This is a genomic window from Streptomyces mexicanus, assembly GCF_902506575.1.
Taxonomy (GTDB): domain Bacteria; phylum Actinomycetota; class Actinomycetes; order Streptomycetales; family Streptomycetaceae; genus Streptomyces; species Streptomyces mexicanus.
Genome location: NZ_LR732544.1, coordinates 6806217 through 6826259 on the forward strand (window position 1 = coordinate 6806217; position 20043 = coordinate 6826259).

Genomic DNA, 20043 nt, shown 5'->3' on the forward strand with positions numbered 1-20043 from the left:
GCTGAGGGCGAGGCTACCGTGCGAAGGACCAAGGAGTGTGACGTACCGTCGGTCCCGGTACCGGGAAGGCCCTGCCGATTCACCCGGGGGGACGCTTGTACGGGTCCGTGCCCTCACCTCGGGTGGGGGCGGGAACTCCCAGGCGTTCTCATGGAGGGGAGGGTCACCCCGCCGACGACCGAGGGGAATCAGGGATGCGGAAGCCAAGGCACCGCCTGCGGGCCGCCCACGCCGCCGTCGCGGTGGCCGTGCTGGCCGCCGCCGGCTGCGACGCGGCCGGTCATACCGCCTCCGGCCGGCAGGACTCCGGGGCGAGAGGCGACCGGCCCTCCGCCGCCGCTCCGGCCTGGGACACCAGCCCGGACTCGGTGGCCGCGGTCGGCGACTCCATCACCCGGGGCTTCGACACCTGCACGGTGCTCTCGGACTGCCCGCAGTCGTCCTGGGCGACCGGCACCGACGCCTCCGTCGACAGTCTGGCCATGCGGCTGCTGGGGGCGTCCGAGGTGACCCGGCGCAGCTGGAACCACGCGGTGACCGGCGCCCGGATGAGTGACCTGAAGGGGCAGATCACCCGAGCGGCCGTGCACAAGCCGGAGCTGGTCGCGGTGATGGTGGGGGCCAACGACGCCTGCCGGGACTCCACCGCGCAGATGACGTCCGTCGCCGACTTCCGCAGCCAGTTCCAGGACGCCATGGACACCCTGCGCCGCGAGCTGCCGGCGGCGGAGGTGTACGTCGCCAGCGTGCCGAACCTGAAGCGGCTGTGGTCCCAGGGGCGGACCAACCCGCTGGGCAAGCAGATCTGGAAGCTGGGCATCTGCCCGTCGATGCTGGGCGACGCCGACGCGCTGGACGCGGCGGCCGGCCAGCGCCGCCAGACGGTGCAGGACCGGGTGGTGGCGTACAACAAGGTGCTGAAGGAGGTCTGCGCGAAGGACCTCCGCTGCCGCTTCGACGGCAACGCCGTCTACGACTACCGGTTCGGCACCGGGCAGCTCAGCCGCTGGGACTGGTTCCATCCCAGCCGCGACGGGCAGGCCAAGCTGGCGGAGATCGCCTACCGCGTCGTCACCGCGAAGAAGCCGTGACCTAGGGTGTGCCGCATGAGTGAACTCTTCGGCACGCTGGCCGACGGCACTGCGGTCCACCGCTGGACGCTGCAGCGGGCCGGGGTGCGGGTGCGGGTGCTGTCGTACGGCGGGATCGTGCAGTCCGTCGAGACACCCGACCGTGCCGGGCGCTCGGCGAACGTGGTGCTGGGCTTCGACGACCTCGACGGCTACCTCGCCCACCCCGAGCCGTACCTCGGCGCGCTGGTCGGCCGGTACGCCAACCGGATCGCCGGCGGCCGCTTCCCCCTGGACGGGCGGACGTACACGCTCGCGCGCAACGACGGCCCCAACGCGCTGCACGGCGGCGAGCGCGGCTTCGACAAGCGGGTGTGGGAGGTCACCCCGATCGAGCACGGGCTGCGCCTGAGCCGGGTCAGCCCGCACGGCGAGGAGGGCTTTCCCGGCAGGCTGGAGGTCACGGCGCGGTACACGCTCGAGGAGTCCGGCGCGCTGCGCATCGCCTACGAGGCCGTCACCGACGCCCCGACGGTGGTGAACCTGACCAACCACACGTACTGGAACCTCGCCGGCTCGGGCGACGCCACCGGCCACACGCTGCGCCTGGCCGCCTCCCGCTACACCCCGGTCGACGGGGACCTGATCCCCACGGGCGACCTCGCGGAGGTCTCCGGCACCCGTTTCGACTTCCGCAGCTCCCGCCCGGTCGGCGCGGGCTACGACCACAACTTCGTCCTCGACAAGGGCGTGAGCGAGGCCGCCGAGCAGGTCGCCGAACTCCACGACCCGGTCTCCGGGCGCCTGCTGACGGTGGCGACGACCGAGCCGGGTCTGCAGCTGTACACCGCGGACCACATCACCGCCCCGTTCTCCCCCGGCGCCGGCGTCGCCCTGGAGACCCAGCACTTCCCGGACTCCCCGAACCGTCCGCGGTTCCCGAGCACCGAGCTGAGGCCGGGTCAGGTCTACCGCTCGGAGACGGTGTACGGGTTCGCGGTGCGGTAGCTCCGGCCGCCCGGCGGTCCATGCGCCCCGCGCGCCCCCGGTCCGGACGTCCATGCGCCCCGGTCCGGACGTCCATGTGCTTTGTTGCGGACGCCCGTGCGCCCCAACCTCAGGCCGCGCGCCCGGGCCCGGACGCCACGAGCCCCGGTCCAGGGGTCAGGTCCCGGGCCGGGGCTGTTCGTGGGGCGACTCGTCCCGGATCAGACGTTAATCGCCGAGGCCGCCGACAGGCCCCGGATCGAACGCCCCGGCGCGATTTCGTACAAACCCTTCACAGCTGCCCGCGGCTTCCGCGTCCGCGGCCCGCTCCTGCTCGCCCAGCAGCTCGCGGGCGAGCAGGGTGGCGCCCGCGACCGCGCCCGGCATGAGGAACACCGCCACGAACGGCACCAGGAAGGCCAGCCCCAGCGGGGTGCCGAAGCCCCACACCAGCGTCTTGCGGGAGCGCAGCAGGGCGAGGCGGTCGCGCAGTGCGACGCCCCGGCGCTGCAGGGCGACGGCGGTCAGCTCCTCGGTGAGGAAGAACCCGGTGACGAAGAAGCCGATCACCGGCACCACGGTCTGGCCGACGAAGGGCAGGAAGCCCGCCGCGAACAGCAGCACCCCCCACACGGCGGCCCGCACGACGATCCGCAGCCCGTCGCAGCCGGAGACCCACAGCTCCCGCCACAGGGGCAGGGCGGACTCGGGCGCCGTGCCGTCCGGGGAGACGTCCCGGTCGACCTGCTCGGAGAGGTTCTCGTAGAACGGCTGGCCGATCAGCAGGGTGACCGCGGTGAAGCTGACCACCGCCAGCAGCAGTCCCAGGGCGAAGAGCACCGCGGTGAGCAGGCCGCGGAACAGACCGAGCCAGGGGCTCGGCCAGCCGTCGGCGAACGGGGTGGCCCAGCCGACGAGGTCCTCGCCCCACAGGGCGAGGGCGACGAGCGCCGCCGCGTACAGCACCAGCGTGATCAGGCCGGGCAGCAGTCCGAAGCCGTACGCCCGGCCGTGCCGGGCCATCCAGCGCTGTCCCTGCAGCAGACAGCGGAAACCCACCCCGAGATCACGCATGGGCCCCACTGTAGCGAGGGCGACCTCACGCCGAGGGCCCGCACCCTCGGCGGGTGCGGGCCCTGCGGGGTCCCCCGATCGCGCGGTTCGCTCAGGCGAGGGTGACCGTGATGTTGCCCCGGGTCGCCTTGGAGTACGGGCACACCTGGTGGGCCTTCTCCACCAGGCTCCTGGCGGTGGCGGCGTCCACGTTCGGGATGTCGGCCGAGATCTCGACGATGATCCCGAAGCCGTCCTCGTTCTTGCCGATGCCGACCTTCGCGGTGACGGTCGAGCCGGAGATGTCGGCGCCCTCCTGGCGGGCGACGACGCCGAGGGCGCCCTGGAAGCAGGCGCTGTACCCGGCGGCGAACAGCTGCTCGGGGTTGGTGCCGGCGCCGCTGCCGCCCATCTCCTTGGGCGGGTTCACGACGACGTCGATCTTGCCGTCGTCGGTGGCGACCCGGCCGTCGCGGCCGCCTTCGGCGGTGGCGACGGCGGTGTACAGGACGTCGGACTGCTGGATGGGCATGGGGTGTGTTCCTCCTAGGTCCGCCGCGACTCGCGCCCACGATCACGACGATTTCGGAAAGAATTTACCGCATCCCGGAATCTCCGGGAAGGCGGACCGGCGTGGGCGGGCAGCGGGCGCGGTCAGAGCTTGACGATCATCTTTCCGGTGTTCTCCCCGCGCAGCACGCCGAGGAAGGCGTCCAGGGTGTGCTCGACGCCCTCGACGACGGTCTCCCGGTACTTCAGCTCGCCCGAGCGCACCCACGGGCCGACCTCGCGCACGAACTGCGGCTGCAGGTCGTAGTGGTCACCGACGAGGAAGCCCTCGATCCGGCCGCGGGTCTGGATGAGGCGGGCGAGGTTGCGCGGACCGGGGGCGGGCTCGGTGTTGTTGTAGACCGAGATCATGCCGCAGATCGCGATCCGGCCGCCCCTGTTGAGGGAGCCGATCGCGGCCTCCAGGTGGTCGCCGCCGACGTTGTCGAAGTAGACGTCGATGCCGTCGGGAGCGGCGGCGCGCAGCTGCTCGCTCACGGGGCCCTCCTTGTAGTTGAAGGCGGCGTCGAAGCCGTACTCCTCCAGGAGCAGCTTGACCTTCTCGTCGGACCCGGCCGAGCCGATGACCCGGGAGGCGCCCTTCAGCTTCGCGAGCTGCCCGACCTGGCTGCCGACGGCGCCGGCCGCGCCCGAGACGAAGACGATGTCGCCCTCCTTGAAGGAGGCGGTGCGCAACAGGCCCGCGTAGGCGGTCAGACCGGTCATGCCGAGGACGCCGAGGTACGTCGACAGGGGGGCGGCCTCCGGGTCGACCGTGACCGCGTGCCGGGCGTCCACGGCGGCGTACTCGCGCCAGCCGCCGAAGTGCAGGACGTGGTCGCCGACGGAGATGCCCACCGCGCGCGAGGCGACGACCTCGCCGACCGCGCCGCCCTGCATCGGCCGGTTCAGCTCGTAGGGCGCCACGTACGACTTGGCCGCGCTCATCCTGCCGCGCATGTACGGGTCCACGGAGAGGTACTCGTTCCGTACGAGGACCTGTCCCTCGCCCGGCTCCGGGAGCGGGGCCTCGACCAGGGCGAAGTTCTCGGGCGCGGGCCAGCCGACCGGCCGGCTGAGCAGGTGCCATTCACGGCTGACGGCGGGAAGTGCGGGGGTGTCGGACATGGTGGCGCCTTTCCTCGGTGGGGGCTGGGAGGGAGCCCATAAACTTCAGTACCTGAAACAACCATGCGCCTGAATATTTCAGGCTGTCAAGCAAACGGGTACCCTGGACACCATGGCCACACCACCGAAGACCCGCCGCCCCGATGCGCTGACCATGGAGGTCGTCGAGCTGATCGGTGACGTCGTGGCCCGCTTCTACGAGGACTACGAGGACGCCGCCGGGGAGCACGCGCTGACCGGCGCGCAGGCGCGGCTGCTGAGCCTGCTGTCCCTGGAGCCGCTGCCGATGCGCAAGCTCGCGCAGAAGCTCAAGTGCGAGCCGTCGAACGTGACGGGGATCGTGGACCGGCTGGAGGTGCGCGGCCTGGTCGAGCGGCGGCCCGATCCGGCCGACCGGCGGGTGAAGCTGGCGGCGGCGACCGAGGAGGGGCGCCGGGTCGCGCGGGAGCTGCGCGAGGGCCTGCGGTTCGCCCGCGAGCCGCTGGCCGGGCTCAGCGAGGACGAGCGGCTGGCTTTGCGCGATTTGCTCCGGCGGATGCTGGGCGACGCCGCCTGAGCGGCCCGCGGCGCCGGCGGCCGGTCGAGGGGGCCTCCTCGATCAGGCCGGACCGGACCCCACAGCCCCGCACGCGGCCGCCGCGTCGATCAGGCCGGACCCGGCCGCCCGCCCCGGACCGGGCACGCCGGTCGTGGCCGGCCGACCGGCGGCCGGGACCCCCTTCAGCTGCACCACCACAGGACGCGCCGGCACTCCTGGGTCTTCGTCGGACTCGGGGCCGGGGCCGGGGACCCCGGTGCCGAGGACGGTCCGGCCGTGGGGCCCGGGTCCGGGGCCGCCGGGGTCGTACCGGCGGACGGGCCACCGCCCCCGCTCGTCACCGCGCCCGCGCCCCGGCCCGCTCCGGCGCCCGCCCAGCGGTCCGTCGGCGACGGGGCGCCCGATCCGCTCGCCCCGGGACGCGGCGGGTCGCCCGCCCGGGAGGCGGACGGGGACGCGGACGTCGAGGCGGCCGCCGCGCGCGCCGTCGCGGTGATTCCGGGGACCTGTCCGGGCGAGCGGGCCGCCTCGGCGGCGTCCGGGTCCGCCGTGGAGCCGTCCGCCGCGTCGTCGCCCGCCGCGGCCGGGCCGGGGCCGGAGAAGGACGGCAGGCGGGGCGCGTCGACACCCACCTCGGACAGGCTCAGGCCGCCCGCCGCCAGGACGAAGCCCGCCCCGATCAGCAGGGCACGGCGCCGGCGCCTGCGGTGGGCCGCGGCCTTGCGGTCGCGACGACTGCCGGCCGCGTCCGCCGGCCCGTCGCCCGCCGCGCCCCGCCCGCTCGCGCGCCGCTGCGCGCGCCCGCGCCTCCGGCGGTGTGTGGTCCACCGCGCCGCTGCGGCCGCTGTCCAGGCGGGTGATCCTGCGCCGCGGCCGATTGGTCTAGTCCCATTCTGGTCCAGACCATTGACCCGCCCGGTGTGCGGGCGCTATCCCATACGCATCAACACCTCGCTGACGCACGGGAATTCGCGACCCCCCACTCCTCACACCGGGACTGACATGAGACGCATGCGTTCCTTCCGCGCGGCCCTCACCGCAGCCGCCACCGCCGCGGCGTCGGTGGCCCTCGCGCTGACGGGCACCGGCGCGGCCCAGGCGGCCACCCCGCTGCCGAACCGTGTCTTCGCCCCCTACTTCGAGGCCCGGACCGGCGAGAGCCCCGCCGCCCTGGCCGCGCAGTCCGGCGCCAAGCATCTGACGATGGCGTTCCTGCAGACGGCGTCCAAGGGCTCCTGCACGCCGTACTGGGGCGGCGACACGAGCATGCCGGTCGCCGCCTCCAGCTTCGGTACCGACATCAAGACGATCCAGGCGGGCGGCGGCGACGTCATCCCGTCGTTCGGCGGCTACACCGCCGACACCACCGGCACCGAGATCGCCGACAGCTGCACCGACGTCCAGCAGATCGCCGCCGCCTACGAGAAGGTCATCACCACCTACGACATCTCGCGGCTGGACATGGACGTCGAGGTCGACTCCCTGGACAACACCGCCGGGATCGACCGCCGCAACAAGGCCATCAAGCTGGTCCAGGACTGGGCGGCGGCCAACGGCCGCACGGTCCAGATCTCCTACACCCTGCCGACGACCACCCACGGGCTCGCGGACAACGGCGTGGCCCTGCTGCGCAACGCGGTGAGCAACGGCGCACGGGTCGACGTCGTGAACCTCATGACGTTCGACTACTACGACAACCAGGCCCATGACATGGCCAAGGACACCCAGACCGCCGCCCAGGGCCTGCACGACACCCTGGCCCAGCTGTACCCGGGCAAGACCTCGGCGCAGCTGTGGGGCATGGTCGGCGTCACCGAGATGATCGGCGTCGACGACTTCGGCCCGGCCGAGACCTTCAGCCTGGCCAACGCCCGGACCGTGTACGACTGGGCGGTCTCCCAGGGCATCAACACCCTGTCCTTCTGGGCGCTGCAGCGGGACAACGGCAGCTGCGCGGGCGGCGCCGCCGCCGACAACTGCTCCGGCATCCAGCAGAACACCTGGGACTTCACACACGTCTTCGCACCGTTCACCGGGGGCAGCACCGCCCCGGCCAACGACTTCTCCGTGTCGCTCGCCCCGGCCTCCGGCTCGGTGACCGCCGGCCAGTCGACGACCACCACCGTGAAGACGGCGGTGACGGCCGGTCAGGCCCAGCAGGTGAAGCTGTCGGTCAGCGGGGCCCCGGCGGGTGTCACCGCCTCCCTCAGCCCGTCCTCGGTGACGGCCGGCGGCTCCGCGACACTCACCCTGGCCACCGCCTCGGCCACCGCCTCGGGCACGTACCGGATCACCGTCACCGGCACCGGCACCGCCGGCAGCCACGCGGCGACGTACGCGCTGACGGTCACCGGCGGCAGCGGCCACCAGTGCACGGCCGCCCCGTGGGCCAAGGACGCGGTGTACACCGGCGGCCAGCAGGTCTCGCACAACGGTCACACCTGGAAGGCCAAGTGGTGGACGACGGGCGAGGAGCCCGGCACGACGGGAGAGTGGGGCGTGTGGCAGGACCTCGGCCCCTGCTGAGGCGGGTCCCGCTCCCCCGGTCCTGAGGGCCGCTCACCCCCTGGAGTGGTCCGGATCCTCGCCGGTACGGCGCCGATCCGGACCACTCGCCCGCGTGTGCGGTCAACCCGCTTGTGCGGCCGAGGAGTTCAGCGGACCGCCGTCCGTCCGGACGCTGCCCCGGCCGCGCGCCAGGGCGAGGTAGACGCCGGCCGCCAGGACCATGCCGACGGGCAGGGAGAGGTCGGTGCCGTGCAGGGCCCGGGCCACGGGGCCGGCGTAGAGCGCGGTGTCGACACACAGGAGCGCCGCCACGGCGCCGATGACGAGGGCGGCGGCCCCGGCGGGGGTGACCCCGCCGGGGGACCAGAACGGACCGCCGGGGCTCTCGTCGCTCAGCTGGTGTCCGTCGTAGCGGTTGCGCCGCCACAGCACGTCGGCGGCGTAGATCGCCATGCTGGGGCCCATCAGGGTGACCATGAGCTGCAGCACGCTGTCGACCGTGTCCAGGAAGTCGGAGACCAGCAGGGCGTACAGGGTGAGCGCGATCCCGAGGGCGCCGTCGAGGGCGACGCTGCGCGAGCGGCGGATGCGCACCCCGACGGCCTGCAGGCACAGGCCGGAGCTGTAGGCGGTCATGGCGTTGTTGGCGACGGCGGACAGCACGACGGCGAGCAGGAAGGCCGGCTCGAACCAGGACGGGACGATGGCCAGCAGGGCGCTCTGCGGGTCGCTCATGTCCAGCGCGGTCCCGGCGAGCGCGCCGAGCGCGGTGAACAGGACGCTGGGGACATAGGCGCCGAGCGCGGTCCATCCCGCGATGGCCTTGGCGCTGGTCTCGCGCGGGAGGTAGCGGGCGAAGTCGGCGCTGTTGCTGTAGGACAGCGGCGCGGAGGCGACGAGCCCGAGTCCGCCGGCCAGCGCGGCCGGCAGCGCCCCGCCGTGCAGCGGCTGCCGGGGTTGGTAGTGCCAGTCGGCGTGGCCGAACACATAGACGGCCAGGACCGCGAAGACGGCGACGAGCAGCACGGTGAACGGCAGGGAGAGCCGCACGATGGCCCCGTGCCCGTAGACGCTGATGGCGAGGGTCACGGCGGCGACGGCGATGATGATCACCACCTTGAGGGCCGTGTTCGGGCGCACTCCGGCCTTCTCGACCAGGGCGAAGGCGGCCAGCGAACCGGCGGCCCAGCTCAGGGCCAGGTAGCAGACGGAGGCGAACCAGCCGATGACCGCGAGGCTCACCCGGTTGCCGCGGATGCCGTACATGGCCCGCGTGATGACCTCGCCGGGCGTGCCGGCCGCGGGCCCGCTGATCGCGACCAGCCCGACGAGCGCCCAGAGCAGGTTGCCCACGACGATCACGGCGAGCGCCTGGACCAGGGTCAGGCCCATGAGGATCAGCGCGCCGCCGACGACCAGGCTCAGGTAGCTGACGTTGGGCGCTGCCCACACCGCGAACAGGTCCCGCGGCCGGCCGTGGCGCTCGCCGTCGGGGATGACGTCGATGCCGTGCGCCTCCACACCGCCGGTCCGGTCGCCGGCGCGGGCCTGTCCGGACGAGGGCGCCTGGGGATCTGGAACCGTGGCTGTCATGGGGTCCTCCGAACCGGCAAGCCCTGGAGCGCGAGCCGCACTCCCGGCGTGGGCACGCCTATTGGTCGTGCGTCCAATTGATTATTGGTCGCACATCCAATAGCGTGCGGGGCATGGCGTCAAGCGTTCAGACGAAACGAGTGCGCAAATCCCCCGAGGAGCGCCGCAGCGAGATCCTGTCCGCCGCGGCCGCGATCGCCCTGACCGAGGGTCTGGAGTGCATCACCGTGCGCCGGGTGGCCGAGGAACTGGCCGTCCGGCCCGGCCTGATCAGCCACTACTTCCCGGTCGCCGAGGACCTCGTCGCGGAGGCCTTCGGCGTCGCCGCGACGGCCGAACTGGACGACCTGATCCCCCGCGAGCGCCCGACGGGCGGCCCGGTCGAGCACCTGGCGCGCTTCTTCTCGCTGACCGTCGGGGAGAGCTACGACGGCATGAGCAGGCTGTGGCTCAACGCCCGGCACCTGAGCCGCTACCGCCCCGCGCTGCGCGACCGCGTCGGCCACCAGGAGGCGCTGTGGCGCGAGCGGCTCAGCGGGCTCCTGCGCGACGGAGTGGAGGCGGGGGTGTTCCACACCCCCGACCCGCTGCTGGCGGCCGTCCAGATCCTCGTCGTCCTGGACGGCCTGGGCGCCCACGCCAACACCGTTCGCGGCGCCCGTTCGCCGGTGATCACCCACATGGCCGTCACCACCGCGGAACGCGAGCTGGGCCTGGCGCACGGCACGCTGCTCGCCCACCTGGACGGCCGGGACCCGGCGCCCGGGTGACCCGGACCCGCCCCTGTCCACCTGTGTCCAGGTGGACACACGTGGGTGCCCGTCCTCGTCCAGGTGGACACACGTGGGTGCCCGTCCTCGTCCAGGTGGCCACAGGTGGGTGCCCGTCCGCCTGAGCACCGGCACCGGCGCCTGCTCGGCGCCGTGGGGCCCGGGCCCCACTCGCCCGCGACACCTCGGCCGTCCGACGCGGCATACGTCGAGCGGCATCACACGCCGTGTGCTGCGGGGCGCACCCTGACCGACGGAACGCACACCGACCCGCCAAACACCCACCGACCCGCCAAACACACACCACACACCGACTGGCGGAACACACCCCGACCCGCCGAACACACCCCGACCGGGGCAGGACACACACCCACCGGCGGAACACACCCCCACCGGGGCAGGACACACCCCCACCGGCGGAACACACCCCGACCGGCAGGACACACCTCCAGCGACGCCTGACCGACGCGACACACACCCCCACCCACCCGACCGCCCCTGCCCGACGCGACGCACCCCGCACATCGCGGCCGACCCAGCCCTGAAGGAGCCCTTTCGTGCCCGCCGACCTCGTTCTGCTCTCCGCCCGGCTGCTCGATCCGGCCACCGGCGACCTGCTGCCGCACACCGCGCTCGCCGCGCACGACGGCCGTATCACCCACCTCGGCGACGACCGGGAGACCCGCGCGCTGGCCGGCCCGGCCACCACGGTGATCGACCTGAAGGGCGCGGTGGTCTGCCCCGGCTTCGTCGACGGGCACCTGCACCCGGTCTCCGGAGCGGAGCGCACCGCGGGGGTGGACCTGTCCGGCTGCACCGACCTGCCCGCCGTCCGCGAAGCCCTCGCCCGCGAGGCGCGCGCCCTGGCGCCCGGCGCGTGGCTGCGCGGCTGGGGCCTGGACCCCAACGTCTTCGGCGCAGCGCCGGTCACCGCCGCCGCGCTGGGCGACGTCCTCGACGGCATCCCGGCCGCCCTGGACCTGTTCGACGCGCATTCCATGCTGGCCAGCGCCCGCGCCCTGGAACTCGCCGGCATCGACGGGCCGCGCCGCTTCGAGCAGGCCGCCGAGATCGTGTGCGACGCCGACGGCCGGCCCACGGGCCTGCTGCTGGAGGCCGCCGCCTGCGCGCTGGTGGAGGCGGTCGCGCCGCAGCCCACGGCCGCCGAGGTGCGCGAACGGACCGCCGCGGTGCTGCGCGCCATGGCCGCCGCGGGCCTCACCGGCGGCCACGCCATGGACGCCAACGGCGGGAGCCTGGCCGTGGACGAGGCGCTGGAGGCCGAAGGCGACCTGCCGCTGCGCTTCCGTGTCGCCCCCTGGTGCCAGCCCGGCGCGGACGCGGACACGCTGCGGGAACTGATCCGGCTGCAGGGCACCGGCGGCCGCCGCTGGCGGGGCGCGGGCGTGAAGATGTTCAGGGGCGGCACGAGCGACAACGGCACCGCCTGGCTGGAGCGCCCCGACTGCCACGGGGAGTCCACGCACGCCTTCTGGCCCGACCCGCAGGAATACACCCGCGTGCTGGCCGCGCTGCACCGCGCCGGGGTGCCCACGGCCACCCACGCCATCGGCGACGCGGCCGTCCGGCACGTGCTGGACTCCGTGGAGGAGGCGCTCGCCCAGGGCGGGACGGGGATACGGCACCGCGTCGAGCACATCGAGACCGTGCCCGACGACACGGTGCACCGCTTCGCCCGGCTCGGGGTCGTCGCGTCCATGCAGCCCACGCACTGCTGCGAGTTCACCCGCGCCGACCACACCGACAACTGGTCCCGCCGCCTCGGCGAGGAGCGCGCCTCGCGCGCGTGGCGCTGCCGCGCCCTGTGGCAGGCGGGTGCGCGGGTCGTCCTCGGCTCCGACTGGCCGATCGCCCCGTATCCGCCGCTCGCGGTCATGGCCGGTGCCCGCCACCGCCGCCCGAGCCGCGACCTGAGCCAGCCGCCGCACGGGATCGAGCAGGCCCTCACCCCGCTGCAGGCCCTCAAGGCCGTCACCGTCAACGCGGCCTGGGCGGCGGGCGAGGAGCACGAGGCGGGCCGGCTCGCCGTCGGCCGGCGCGCCGATCTGACCGTCCTGGCGGACGACCCGCTCACCGTGCCCGACACCGACCTCGCCGAGCTGCCCGTGCTGCTCACCGTCGTCGGCGGCCGGCCCACCCACCGGGACCGAAGCCTGTGAGCAGGGCCGTGCCGGCCGGCTCGTGAGGCGGGCCGGGGCGGCACAGGTGACCGTTTGGGCGGCGTCCCCCGGGTGCCATCCGTACGGGCGCACCCTGCGCGCCTCACGATGAAGTCCGCCGTCCCGGGGAACACGGGAGAAGAGTCCCTTCCACAGGAGGTCAGCGATGTTCGAGGCGGGCGACATCCGTGAATGGCGCGGACACGACGTCGTCGACACGGACGGCAGCAAGATCGGCACCCTGGAGTCCGTCTACGTCGACACCACGACCGACGAACCCAGCTTCGCGACGGTCACGATGGGCATGCCCACCCGCCGCCGCCTGGTGTTCGTCCCGCTCGCCGGCGCCACGGTCGGCCCGGGCTACCTGAGGGTGGCCCACACCAAGAAGGTGATCAAGCAGGCCCCGTCGATCGACACCGACGGTGTGCTGGCCGCCGCGGAGGAACCCGCCGTCTTCGCCCACTACGAACTGGAGTACACCCCCGGTTCCGGGGGCGAGCGGCGCCTGGCCCGGCGCTGAAGGCCGACGTACGCCCACCGGACGACCCCAGGGGAAGAAAATGGCCCTGTTCCTGCTTCTGATCATCGTGGCGATCGTGCTGGGGATCATCGGGGCCGTCGTGCACGGCCTGTTCTACCTGCTGATCGCCGGAATCGTGGTCCTGGTCCTCGACCTGGTCCTCGGCGGGGTGCGGCTGCGCCGCGGGCGACGCCACCCGCTCCGCTGACACGCTCCGCCCGCACACGACGAGCGGGGCGGCCCCGGGGCCGCCCCGCTCGGTGCTCTCCTCGTTCTCCTCACTGCGTGCCGACCGCCGCCTCGGCCTGCGCCTTGGCCGCCAGTGTCCGCTCGCGGCGGCCCACGATCGCGACCGCGGCCGCGGTGCTCGCCGCGAAGGCGAGCACCACCATGGCCGGGCTGTCCAGGCGGTTGCGGGTGAGCCGGTCCAGGGAGTAGCGGCCGGCGCCGGACAGGCCGAGCGTGGCCGCGACGAAGCCGAGGTAGGCGGGGTATTCGTAGCCGCCCTGGGTGGCGAAGAACCCGCCGGGCCGGTGGACCGCCACCGCCCCCGCCATGGCACCCGCGGCCGCGGCTCCCGCGGCGGGTGTGGCGGCCCCGAGCGCGAGCAGCAGCCCGCCGCCCGCCTCCCCGAGGCCCGCCGCCACGGCGCTGGCTCTGCCGGGGCGGAAGCCCATGGCCTCCATCGCCTGCGCGGTGCCGTCGATGCCCGAGCCGCCGAACCAGCCCAGCAACTTCTGCGCGCCGTGCGCGAAGAGCACACCGCCGGTGCCGATCCGCACCGCCAGCAGTCCGAGATCCTTGCGGTGAAGCCAGGCCATGGTGACGTCCTCACACTCCGTCGGCATTCGGGACTGGGTTCCGGGGCTCAGGACTGGGGGCGCTTGCCGTGGTTCGCGGGGTGGTTGCGGCGGCCCTTCTTCTTGCGGCGTCGCTTCGACGACATGTGAAACCTCCCGATGGCGCGGGCCCGGCGCATGCGGGAGATGTCCCGTGTCTGGAGCAGGGGACATGGGGACATTTCCCGCATCCCGGATCTTTCCCCGCATCCTCCCACAAGGCACCGACCGCCGCGATTCGCGCACCGCGCCGCCCGCTCGCGGCCCTGGCCACAGGCGGTGGCCGCGCGGGACCTACCCCGTGTGAGGCCCGGACCGGCCCACCAGCCGTGTGAGGGCCGGCCCTCACACGGGTGTGTGACCCTCCAGGTAGTGCCGTACGGCCGTGGGCAGCGGCAGCTCCGCCGCCTCGGCGAGCGGTACCCAGCGCAGTTGCCCGGGCGAGAGCCGTGCGCCGCCGGAGGGTTCCTCGCTCAGCACCTGGCACACCACCGCTGCCCTCGGCTCTCCCGCGCCCGGCGCCTCGGGCCGCAGGGTCGTGGAGCCGTCGACGAGGTATCCGGTGAGTTCGTAGACCAGGCGGGCCGCGGCGGCCGCGGCCGACTCCGCCAACTCGGGGGCACCCGAGGGCAGTCCCCAGCCGCTGGGCCCCTCCACCAGCAGCAGGCGCCCGTCGTACACGACGACCGCGTCCACCGGGCCCCCGGCAGGCTGTTCCGACTCCATGCGCCACCTTCCCCTCTGCTCACCCGGCCGAACCGGCGGATCACCGTCCGCTGTCCGCACCTGCTTCCCTACCCTCCGGCCACCGGTTGACGCCGGACGGGTGTGCCGGGGGCAGGCGCGGCGCCTTCGCGCGGTCGCCGCGGTCGTGGAGCCGGGCCCCGGCCACTATCCTGACGAGCGGGGGCCCGCTGGGTGATCGTGATCGTCGCCCAGCCGTTCCACCCGATCCGTCCCGGGAGCAGGAATGACCGGTGAACCGGCCCCGATCAGCGCCGAGGCCCGCAGGGCCCTCGAGCGGGAACTCGCCGAACTGCGCGCCCAGCGCGAGGCGGTGGCCGCGACCCTGCGGGGCGGCGACGCCCAGGGAGACACCGCCGACCAGGCCGACGAGTTGCAGCGCGCCGCCCAACTCCAGCGCCTGGACCGCCGTATCGGCGACATCGACGTACGGCTGCGCCAGGCGGCCGACGCCGGGCCGCCGCCGACCGACGTGATCGGCATCGGCACCACGGCCACCGTGCGGTTCGACGACGGCACCGTGCAGACGCTCCAGCTCGGCGAGGTCGCCGAGGCGCTGAACCAGACGCTGGTCACCACCGACAGCCCGCTGGGCCGCGCCCTGCTCGGCCACCGCGTCGGCGACCTGGTGGGCTACGAGGCGCCGGGCGGACACACGACGGTGACGGTGCTGTCGCTGGGCTGATGCGCCCCGGCACGGCCGCCCGGGCGTCCCGGTCGCGTCCGCCGCGCCACGACAAGCGTCAGGCAGGCGTCAGGGCGCCCGGTGCGCGGCGATGTCGTCCACGCACTGCCGCAGCGCGGGGGCGTGGGCGCGCAGTTGGGCGGCCTCGGTGAGGATGACGGTGGCCGCCAGGGAGATGGCCAGGGGCGGGGTGCCGGAGGGGTCGGGAGGCAGGGCGGCGGCGATGGAGCGCACCCCGATCTCGTTCTCCTCGTCGACCTCGGCCCAGCCGCGTGCGCGCACCTCGGCCAGTTCGGCGCGGAGCCGGCCGGGGTCGGTGACCGTGCGGGGGGTGACCGCCGGGAGCGGTCCGGCCAGCAGCGCCTCGCGTTCGTCCTCCGGCAGCCCGGCGACCAGCGCCTTGCCGAGCGAGGTCGCGTGCCAGGGGTTGCGGGTGCCCTCGGCGCTGCGCAGCTGCAGGTGCTGGGTGCCCTGCACGGAGAGCACGAGCAGCACGTCGGAACCGTGCAGGATGCCCGCGATGACCGGCAGGCCGGTGCGGGCGGCGAGCCGGCGCATCGGCACCGCGGCGGCGGAGTAGCCGGCCGGTGAGCGCTGGAAACCGCGGGAGAGCTCCAGGACGCGCGAGCCGAGGGCGTAGCGCCGGGTGTCCTCGTCGTAGGTGGCGAACCGCTCCTCGACCAGGCGGCCGAGGAGACGGTGCGCGCTGCTGACGGGCAGCCGGGCGGCACGGGCGGCGGCGCTGACGCCGAGGCCGGCGGGGCGCCCGGCCAGCACGGTCAGCAGCCGCAGTCCCCGGCCCAGCATGTCGTCGCCGGATGGAGTGGTCACCGTGTGCGCCTTTCGTCCTGTCCTGGTGTGCCGCCGCGGCCGCGGACCCTCCCGGTGGGCCGCCGGCCGCCGCGGACCGGTGCGGCGGCGGCCGGCGGCCGTGCGGGTGCCTCGTCCGGCGTCAGCGGTGGGGCGGCGGCCCGTGGCCGTGCGGGTGCGGCGGCCGGGGTCCGTGCGGGTACGGGCGCCGCCGCGCCGACGATCACCGTACCGGGCCGGGGCGGGCGGCCGTCGGCTCGGGGACGGCCAGGGTCAGCCCGGCCGCGAGCAGGGCGCACACCGCCATGAACCCGAAGGCGCCCGCGTCGCCCAGCGCCGTCCCGCGCACCCAGCCGACCAGGTAGGTGCCGGCGAACGAGCCGAGCGCGCCGAAGGAGTTGACCAGCGCCACCGCGGCACCGGCGACCCCGGGCGGGGCGAGCGTGCCGACGAGGGCGAAGTACGGGCCGTAGGGGGCGTACAGGCACAGGCCCGCGACGACCAGCAGGGCGAGCGCCAGCGGGAAGTGGCCGCCGGCGGCGTAGGAGGCGGCCAGCGCGAGACCGCCGCAGGCCAGCCAGGGCCACACGGCCGCCCGCCGTCGCCCGCTGCGGTCGGACAGGCGGGAGTTGACCAGCATCGCCACGGCGGCCACGGCGTACGGGATCGCGGTGAGCAGCCCGGTGGCGCCGATGCCCTCGCCGGAGCCCTTCTTGATGATCGCCGGGAGCCAGAAGACGAACCCGTACATGCCGAAGGACCAGAAGAAGTACTGCGCGGCCATGATGAGCACCCGCGGCGAGCGCAGCACGCGGCCGTACTGTTCGCGCAGGGTGCCGGTCACGGGCGGCGCGGCGGCCTTCTCCGCCGCCAGGTCGGCACGCAGCAGGGCGAGTTCGCTCTCGGGCAGCCGGCCGGAGTGCTCGGGGCGGTCCTTGATGAGCCGCAGGCAGGCCAGGCCCCACAGGATCGAGGGGACGCCCTCGGCGACGAACATCACGCGCCAGTCGGAGACCGACACCAGCCAGCCGGAGACCGCCGACAGCCACATCACGGTGACCGGGTTGCCGAGGATGAGCAGGGTGTTGGCGCGTCCGCGCTCGCCGCGGGTGAACCAGCGGCCCAGCAGCATGACCATGGAGGGCAGGACGGCGCCCTCGACGACGCCGAGGGCGAAGCGGACCGCGATGAGCTGGCCGGGGCTGCTCAGCAGGCCCTGGGTGACGGCGAGCAGTCCCCAGGCGACGGTGGACCAGGCCACCAGCCGGCGGGCGCTGCGCTGCTCGGCGTAGATCGTGCCGGGGATCTGGAAGAAGAAGTAGCCGAGGAAGAACGACGCGGCGATCAGGGAGTCGGCGCCCGCGGACAGGTGCAGGTCGTCGGCCATGCCGCCGGCGGAGGCGATCGCGTAGTTGGACTTGTCGAGATAGGCGAGCGAGTACGTGACGAACGCGACCGGCATGAGGTACCGGGCGCGGGCCGACCTCCAGAACCCGGTGTGCTCCGGCCCGGCGGTTGCGGTGGCAGGTGACGTCGCTGTCATCCCTGACCCCCTGTTTTCCGTGAGATGGAAAGTGTTTCACTGGACGGGAAGCACGGTACGAGAAGGAGAGCCCGATGACCAGCGCCGTTCACCACATCGCAACCGACGTCCTGCTCCCCTGGCCCGACCTGGACCGGCGGCACGGCCCCTGGCCCGAGGGCGTCGGGGTGCACGTGTGGGACGGGGTGACCCCGGGGAGCGAGCCCGCCGAGGACGTACTGGCCCGCATCGGCCTGTGGGTCATGCCCTACGCGGTGCCCGACGCCGTGCGCCTGCTGCCGCGCCTGCCCAACCTGCGGGCGGTGCAGTCCCTCAGCGCCGGGGTCGAGAAGCTGCTGCCGCAGCTGCCCGCAGGGGTCGCCCTGCACAACGGCCGGGGACTGCACGACGCCTCCACCGCCGAACACGCGCTCGGGCTGATCCTCGCCGCGCAGCGCGACCTGCCGCAGTGGGTCGCCGACCAGGCCGCCGGGCGCTGGGAGCCGCACTTCACCCGGTCCCTCGCCGACTGCCGGGTGACGATCGTCGGCTACGGCTCCATCGGCGCCGCGCTCGAACAGCGCCTGCTCGCCTGCGAGGCCCACGTCGTCCGCGTCGCCCGCCGGGCCCGGCCCGAGCAGGACGTCCACGCGGTGGCCGAGCTGCCGAAGCTGCTCCCGCACACCGACATCGTCGTGCTCGTGCTGCCGGAGAACCCTGGCACGGTCGGCCTGTTCGGGGCCGAGGAACTGGCCGCGCTGCCCGACGGCGCGCTCGTCGTCAACGTCGGCCGGGGCCGCACGCTCGACACCGACGCCCTGCTCGATGAGACCTCCGCGGGCCGGCTGCGCGCGGCCCTGGACGTCACCGACCCCGAGCCGCTGCCCGCCGACCACCCCCTGCGGCACGCGCCCGGGGTCCTCCTCACCCCGCACGTGGCCGGCGGCTCCGCCGCGTTCCGCCCGCGCGCCGAACGGCTGATCGTCGAGCAGGTGCGCCGCTTCGCCGCCGGCCGGCCTCTCCTGCACCCGTTCCCGCGCGCCTGACCGGAACGGTTCCGCGCGCGAGCGAGGCCCCCGCGCGGCCGAGCCGCGCGCTCGGAGTTCCGCCCGGGGCCGGCCGGCGGGTGGTTCGTGGGCCGTTCGCTCAGAGGTCGAGGACGAGGCGGGGGCAGGCGGCCCGGGAGACGCAGATCATCATGGTGTCGTGCGCGGCCTGTTCGGCGGGGGTGAGAAGGGAGTCGCGGTGCTGCACCGTACCGGCCAGCACCGTCGTCTCACACGTGCCGCAGGTACCCTCCCGGCAGGAGGACAGCACCTGCACACCCGCCTGCTCCACGGCGTCCAGCACGGACGTGCCGGGCGGCACGGTCACGGTACGGCCGCTGCGGGCCAGCTCGACCTCGAACTCCCTCTCCTCGCCCGCGTCCTGGACCTCCTTGGGGGCGAACCGCTCGGTGCGCAGAGCGCCGGGGGGCCAGGCGGCGCAGCGTTCCTCCACCGCCCGCAGCATCCCCTCCGGACCGCAGCTGTAGACCGGGGTGTCCGGGCGCGGGCTGCCGCGCAGGGCGTCCAGGTCGGGCAGCCCGTGGGTGTCCTGCGGCACCAGGCGGACCCGCTCGCCGTGGGCGGCACGCAGCTCGGCGTGGAAGGCCATGGCGTCGAGGCTGCGCCCGCCGTACACCAACTCCCATTCCGCGCCCTGCCGTTCGGCCTCGGCAAGCATGGGGATCAGCGGGGTGACGCCGATGCCGCCGGCCAGGAACAGGTAGCGGGGCGAGGGTGCGAACACGAAATTGTCGCGCGGGCCGCGCACCCGTACCGGGTCACCGGGCGCGAGCCGGTCGTGGACGTAGGCCGAGCCCCCGCGCCCGGCGGGTTCGCGCAGCACGGCGACCCGGTAGGTGTCCGTCTCCTGCCGGTCGCCGCACAACGAGTACTGCCGCGTGGTCCCGTCCGGCAGGACGAGGTCGATGTGGGCGCCGGGCTGCCGGGCGGGCAGCGCGCCGCCGTCGGGGCGGGCCAGGGTCAGCCGCACGACGTCCCGGGCGACGGCCTCCTTGGCCGTGAGGACCAGGTCCAGGCCGGCCTCGGGGTCGCCCGCCGTGCGGGCGGGGATCACTGTGGTCACGGTGCTTCTTCCCTCGGGTCGGGGCCGGGGCGGGGAGAGGGAGCCGGTGGCTCGGCGGTGGTGCCGGCGCGGGGGGGGGGGGCCGCCGGCGGGGGCGGGGGGGCCGGGCGGGGGGGGGGGCCCGGGGGGGCGGGCCGCGCGGGGGGGGGGGGCGCGGCGGGGGCGGGGGGGGCGGGGCGCGCCGGCGGGGCGCCGGCGGCCTCGGGGGGGGGCCCGCGCGACCCCCGCGGGCGCGCCGCACCCCGGCCGCGCCCGCGGGCCGGCGCCGGGCGGGGGGGGCGGCCCCGGGCGCGCGCGGGGCGGGCGGCGCGGCCGGGCGGCGCGCGCCGGCGCGGCGCCGGAGCCCGGGGGGCGGGGTTGCGGCGCCTACGCCGGCGTCGGGACGGCGGGACCGGAGGCGGGGACGGCCGTACC

21 protein-coding genes are annotated in these 20043 nt (G+C 74.6%); 10 read left to right on the forward strand and 11 right to left on the reverse strand.

What is annotated here, in order from left to right; all coding sequences use genetic code 11:
- Positions 1 to 194: 194 nt before the first annotated feature.
- A complete protein-coding gene (locus tag GV126_RS30415) occupies positions 195 to 1091 on the forward strand; it encodes an SGNH/GDSL hydrolase family protein (RefSeq protein ID WP_159672672.1) in 897 nt (298 codons plus the stop codon).
- A gap of 15 nt (positions 1092 to 1106) precedes the next feature.
- The gene (locus GV126_RS30420) at positions 1107 to 2078 is read left to right on the forward strand and encodes an aldose epimerase family protein (protein ID WP_159672674.1); all 972 of its coding nucleotides are present in this window, start codon (positions 1107 to 1109) and stop codon (positions 2076 to 2078) included.
- A gap of 207 nt (positions 2079 to 2285) precedes the next feature.
- Here the strand turns inward: GV126_RS30420 and GV126_RS30425 are convergent, their stop codons facing one another.
- From GV126_RS30425 to GV126_RS30435, 3 genes are all read right to left on the reverse strand, one after another.
- Positions 2286 to 3131: an EI24 domain-containing protein gene (locus GV126_RS30425; RefSeq protein ID WP_159672676.1), complete on the reverse strand. Its 846-nt coding sequence runs from the start codon at positions 3129 to 3131 to the stop codon at positions 2286 to 2288.
- Between the two features lie 91 nt (positions 3132 to 3222).
- Entirely contained in the window at positions 3223 to 3642 is a 420-nt protein-coding gene (locus GV126_RS30430; RefSeq protein WP_028422273.1) for an organic hydroperoxide resistance protein, read from the reverse strand.
- Between the two features lie 122 nt (positions 3643 to 3764).
- Positions 3765 to 4787: an NADP-dependent oxidoreductase gene (locus tag GV126_RS30435; protein WP_159672678.1), complete on the reverse strand. Its 1023-nt coding sequence runs from the start codon at positions 4785 to 4787 to the stop codon at positions 3765 to 3767.
- A gap of 112 nt (positions 4788 to 4899) precedes the next feature.
- On the opposite strand from GV126_RS30435, the gene GV126_RS30440 reads away from it, so the two are divergent.
- On the forward strand, positions 4900 to 5343 hold the full coding sequence (locus GV126_RS30440) for a MarR family winged helix-turn-helix transcriptional regulator (RefSeq protein ID WP_159672680.1): 444 nt from the start codon (positions 4900 to 4902) through the stop codon (positions 5341 to 5343).
- A 164-nt stretch (positions 5344 to 5507) separates the two neighbouring features.
- On the opposite strand, the gene GV126_RS35935 is transcribed toward GV126_RS30440, so the two are convergent.
- Positions 5508 to 5957: a hypothetical protein gene (locus tag GV126_RS35935; protein WP_201299893.1), complete on the reverse strand. Its 450-nt coding sequence runs from the start codon at positions 5955 to 5957 to the stop codon at positions 5508 to 5510.
- Between the two features lie 370 nt (positions 5958 to 6327).
- Between GV126_RS35935 and GV126_RS30450 the strand changes: the two genes are divergently transcribed.
- Positions 6328 to 7851 carry a glycosyl hydrolase family 18 protein gene (locus GV126_RS30450; protein ID WP_159672682.1) on the forward strand — a complete coding sequence of 508 codons (1524 nt, stop codon included), beginning with the start codon at positions 6328 to 6330 and terminating at the stop codon, positions 7849 to 7851.
- A 102-nt stretch (positions 7852 to 7953) separates the two neighbouring features.
- Here the strand turns inward: GV126_RS30450 and GV126_RS30455 are convergent, their stop codons facing one another.
- Positions 7954 to 9426: a purine-cytosine permease family protein gene (locus GV126_RS30455; RefSeq protein ID WP_159672684.1), complete on the reverse strand. Its 1473-nt coding sequence runs from the start codon at positions 9424 to 9426 to the stop codon at positions 7954 to 7956.
- A gap of 113 nt (positions 9427 to 9539) precedes the next feature.
- On the opposite strand from GV126_RS30455, the gene GV126_RS30460 reads away from it, so the two are divergent.
- The 4 genes from GV126_RS30460 (at position 9540) to GV126_RS35940 (ending at position 13107) form a co-directional block, all read left to right on the forward strand.
- Positions 9540 to 10196, forward strand: coding sequence for a TetR/AcrR family transcriptional regulator (locus GV126_RS30460; protein WP_159672685.1), 657 nt, complete (start codon positions 9540 to 9542; stop codon positions 10194 to 10196).
- Between the two features lie 557 nt (positions 10197 to 10753).
- On the forward strand, positions 10754 to 12376 hold the full coding sequence (locus GV126_RS30465) for an amidohydrolase (RefSeq protein ID WP_159672687.1): 1623 nt from the start codon (positions 10754 to 10756) through the stop codon (positions 12374 to 12376).
- 166 nt (positions 12377 to 12542) lie between these two features.
- Positions 12543 to 12899, forward strand: a complete 357-nt coding sequence (locus GV126_RS30470) for a PRC-barrel domain-containing protein (protein ID WP_028425420.1) — start codon at positions 12543 to 12545, stop codon at positions 12897 to 12899.
- A 40-nt stretch (positions 12900 to 12939) separates the two neighbouring features.
- On the forward strand, positions 12940 to 13107 hold the full coding sequence (locus tag GV126_RS35940) for a hypothetical protein (RefSeq protein ID WP_201299894.1): 168 nt from the start codon (positions 12940 to 12942) through the stop codon (positions 13105 to 13107).
- A 70-nt stretch (positions 13108 to 13177) separates the two neighbouring features.
- On the opposite strand, the gene GV126_RS30475 is transcribed toward GV126_RS35940, so the two are convergent.
- The 3 genes from GV126_RS30475 to GV126_RS30480 form a co-directional block, all read right to left on the reverse strand.
- Positions 13178 to 13720 (reverse strand): DoxX family protein, encoded by a 543-nt coding sequence (locus tag GV126_RS30475; RefSeq protein ID WP_159672688.1) that lies wholly within the window; start codon positions 13718 to 13720, stop codon positions 13178 to 13180.
- 47 nt (positions 13721 to 13767) lie between these two features.
- Complete coding sequence (locus GV126_RS35945) at positions 13768 to 13920, reverse strand: hypothetical protein (RefSeq protein ID WP_185947282.1); 153 nt, start codon at positions 13918 to 13920, stop codon at positions 13768 to 13770.
- A 163-nt stretch (positions 13921 to 14083) separates the two neighbouring features.
- On the reverse strand, positions 14084 to 14464 hold the full coding sequence (locus tag GV126_RS30480) for an NUDIX domain-containing protein (protein ID WP_159672690.1): 381 nt from the start codon (positions 14462 to 14464) through the stop codon (positions 14084 to 14086).
- 244 nt (positions 14465 to 14708) lie between these two features.
- Here GV126_RS30480 and GV126_RS30485 point away from each other — a divergent pair, with 244 nt between their 5' ends.
- Positions 14709 to 15167, forward strand: a complete 459-nt coding sequence (locus GV126_RS30485) for a GreA/GreB family elongation factor (RefSeq protein WP_028425423.1) — start codon at positions 14709 to 14711, stop codon at positions 15165 to 15167.
- 69 nt (positions 15168 to 15236) lie between these two features.
- On the opposite strand, the gene GV126_RS30490 is transcribed toward GV126_RS30485, so the two are convergent.
- Positions 15237 to 15998, reverse strand: a complete 762-nt coding sequence (locus GV126_RS30490; RefSeq protein WP_236570186.1) for an IclR family transcriptional regulator — start codon at positions 15996 to 15998, stop codon at positions 15237 to 15239.
- 202 nt (positions 15999 to 16200) lie between these two features.
- A complete protein-coding gene (locus GV126_RS30495) occupies positions 16201 to 17520 on the reverse strand; it encodes an MFS transporter (protein ID WP_159672692.1) in 1320 nt (439 codons plus the stop codon).
- Between the two features lie 74 nt (positions 17521 to 17594).
- Here GV126_RS30495 and GV126_RS30500 point away from each other — a divergent pair, with 74 nt between their 5' ends.
- A complete protein-coding gene (locus GV126_RS30500; RefSeq protein ID WP_159672693.1) occupies positions 17595 to 18545 on the forward strand; it encodes a 2-hydroxyacid dehydrogenase in 951 nt (316 codons plus the stop codon).
- 100 nt (positions 18546 to 18645) lie between these two features.
- Here GV126_RS30500 and GV126_RS30505 read toward each other — a convergent pair whose 3' ends face one another.
- A complete protein-coding gene (locus GV126_RS30505) occupies positions 18646 to 19629 on the reverse strand; it encodes a PDR/VanB family oxidoreductase (RefSeq protein ID WP_236570187.1) in 984 nt (327 codons plus the stop codon).
- Positions 19630 to 20043: the final 414 nt, after the last annotated feature.

Excerpts from the sequence above, each read along its gene's own strand:
- GV126_RS30415 (WP_159672672.1), top strand. The coding sequence starts at position 195 with ATGCGGAAGCCAAGGCACCGCCTGCGGGCCGCCCACGCCGCCGTCGCG.
- GV126_RS30420 (WP_159672674.1), top strand. The coding sequence starts at position 1,107 with ATGAGTGAACTCTTCGGCACGCTGGCCGACGGCACTGCGGTCCACCGC.
- GV126_RS30425 (WP_159672676.1), bottom strand. The coding sequence starts at position 3,131 with ATGCGTGATCTCGGGGTGGGTTTCCGCTGTCTGCTGCAGGGACAGCGC.
- GV126_RS30430 (WP_028422273.1), bottom strand. The coding sequence starts at position 3,642 with ATGCCCATCCAGCAGTCCGACGTCCTGTACACCGCCGTCGCCACCGCC.
- GV126_RS30435 (WP_159672678.1), bottom strand. The coding sequence starts at position 4,787 with ATGTCCGACACCCCCGCACTTCCCGCCGTCAGCCGTGAATGGCACCTG.
- GV126_RS30440 (WP_159672680.1), top strand. The coding sequence starts at position 4,900 with ATGGCCACACCACCGAAGACCCGCCGCCCCGATGCGCTGACCATGGAG.
- GV126_RS30450 (WP_159672682.1), top strand. The coding sequence starts at position 6,328 with ATGAGACGCATGCGTTCCTTCCGCGCGGCCCTCACCGCAGCCGCCACC.
- GV126_RS30455 (WP_159672684.1), bottom strand. The coding sequence starts at position 9,426 with ATGACAGCCACGGTTCCAGATCCCCAGGCGCCCTCGTCCGGACAGGCC.
- GV126_RS30460 (WP_159672685.1), top strand. The coding sequence starts at position 9,540 with ATGGCGTCAAGCGTTCAGACGAAACGAGTGCGCAAATCCCCCGAGGAG.
- GV126_RS30470 (WP_028425420.1), top strand. The coding sequence starts at position 12,543 with ATGTTCGAGGCGGGCGACATCCGTGAATGGCGCGGACACGACGTCGTC.
- GV126_RS35940 (WP_201299894.1), top strand. The coding sequence starts at position 12,940 with ATGGCCCTGTTCCTGCTTCTGATCATCGTGGCGATCGTGCTGGGGATC.
- GV126_RS30475 (WP_159672688.1), bottom strand. The coding sequence starts at position 13,720 with ATGGCCTGGCTTCACCGCAAGGATCTCGGACTGCTGGCGGTGCGGATC.
- GV126_RS35945 (WP_185947282.1), bottom strand. The coding sequence starts at position 13,920 with ATGTCCCCATGTCCCCTGCTCCAGACACGGGACATCTCCCGCATGCGC.
- GV126_RS30480 (WP_159672690.1), bottom strand. The coding sequence starts at position 14,464 with ATGGAGTCGGAACAGCCTGCCGGGGGCCCGGTGGACGCGGTCGTCGTG.
- GV126_RS30485 (WP_028425423.1), top strand. The coding sequence starts at position 14,709 with ATGACCGGTGAACCGGCCCCGATCAGCGCCGAGGCCCGCAGGGCCCTC.
- GV126_RS30495 (WP_159672692.1), bottom strand. The coding sequence starts at position 17,520 with ATGACAGCGACGTCACCTGCCACCGCAACCGCCGGGCCGGAGCACACC.
- GV126_RS30500 (WP_159672693.1), top strand. The coding sequence starts at position 17,595 with ATGACCAGCGCCGTTCACCACATCGCAACCGACGTCCTGCTCCCCTGG.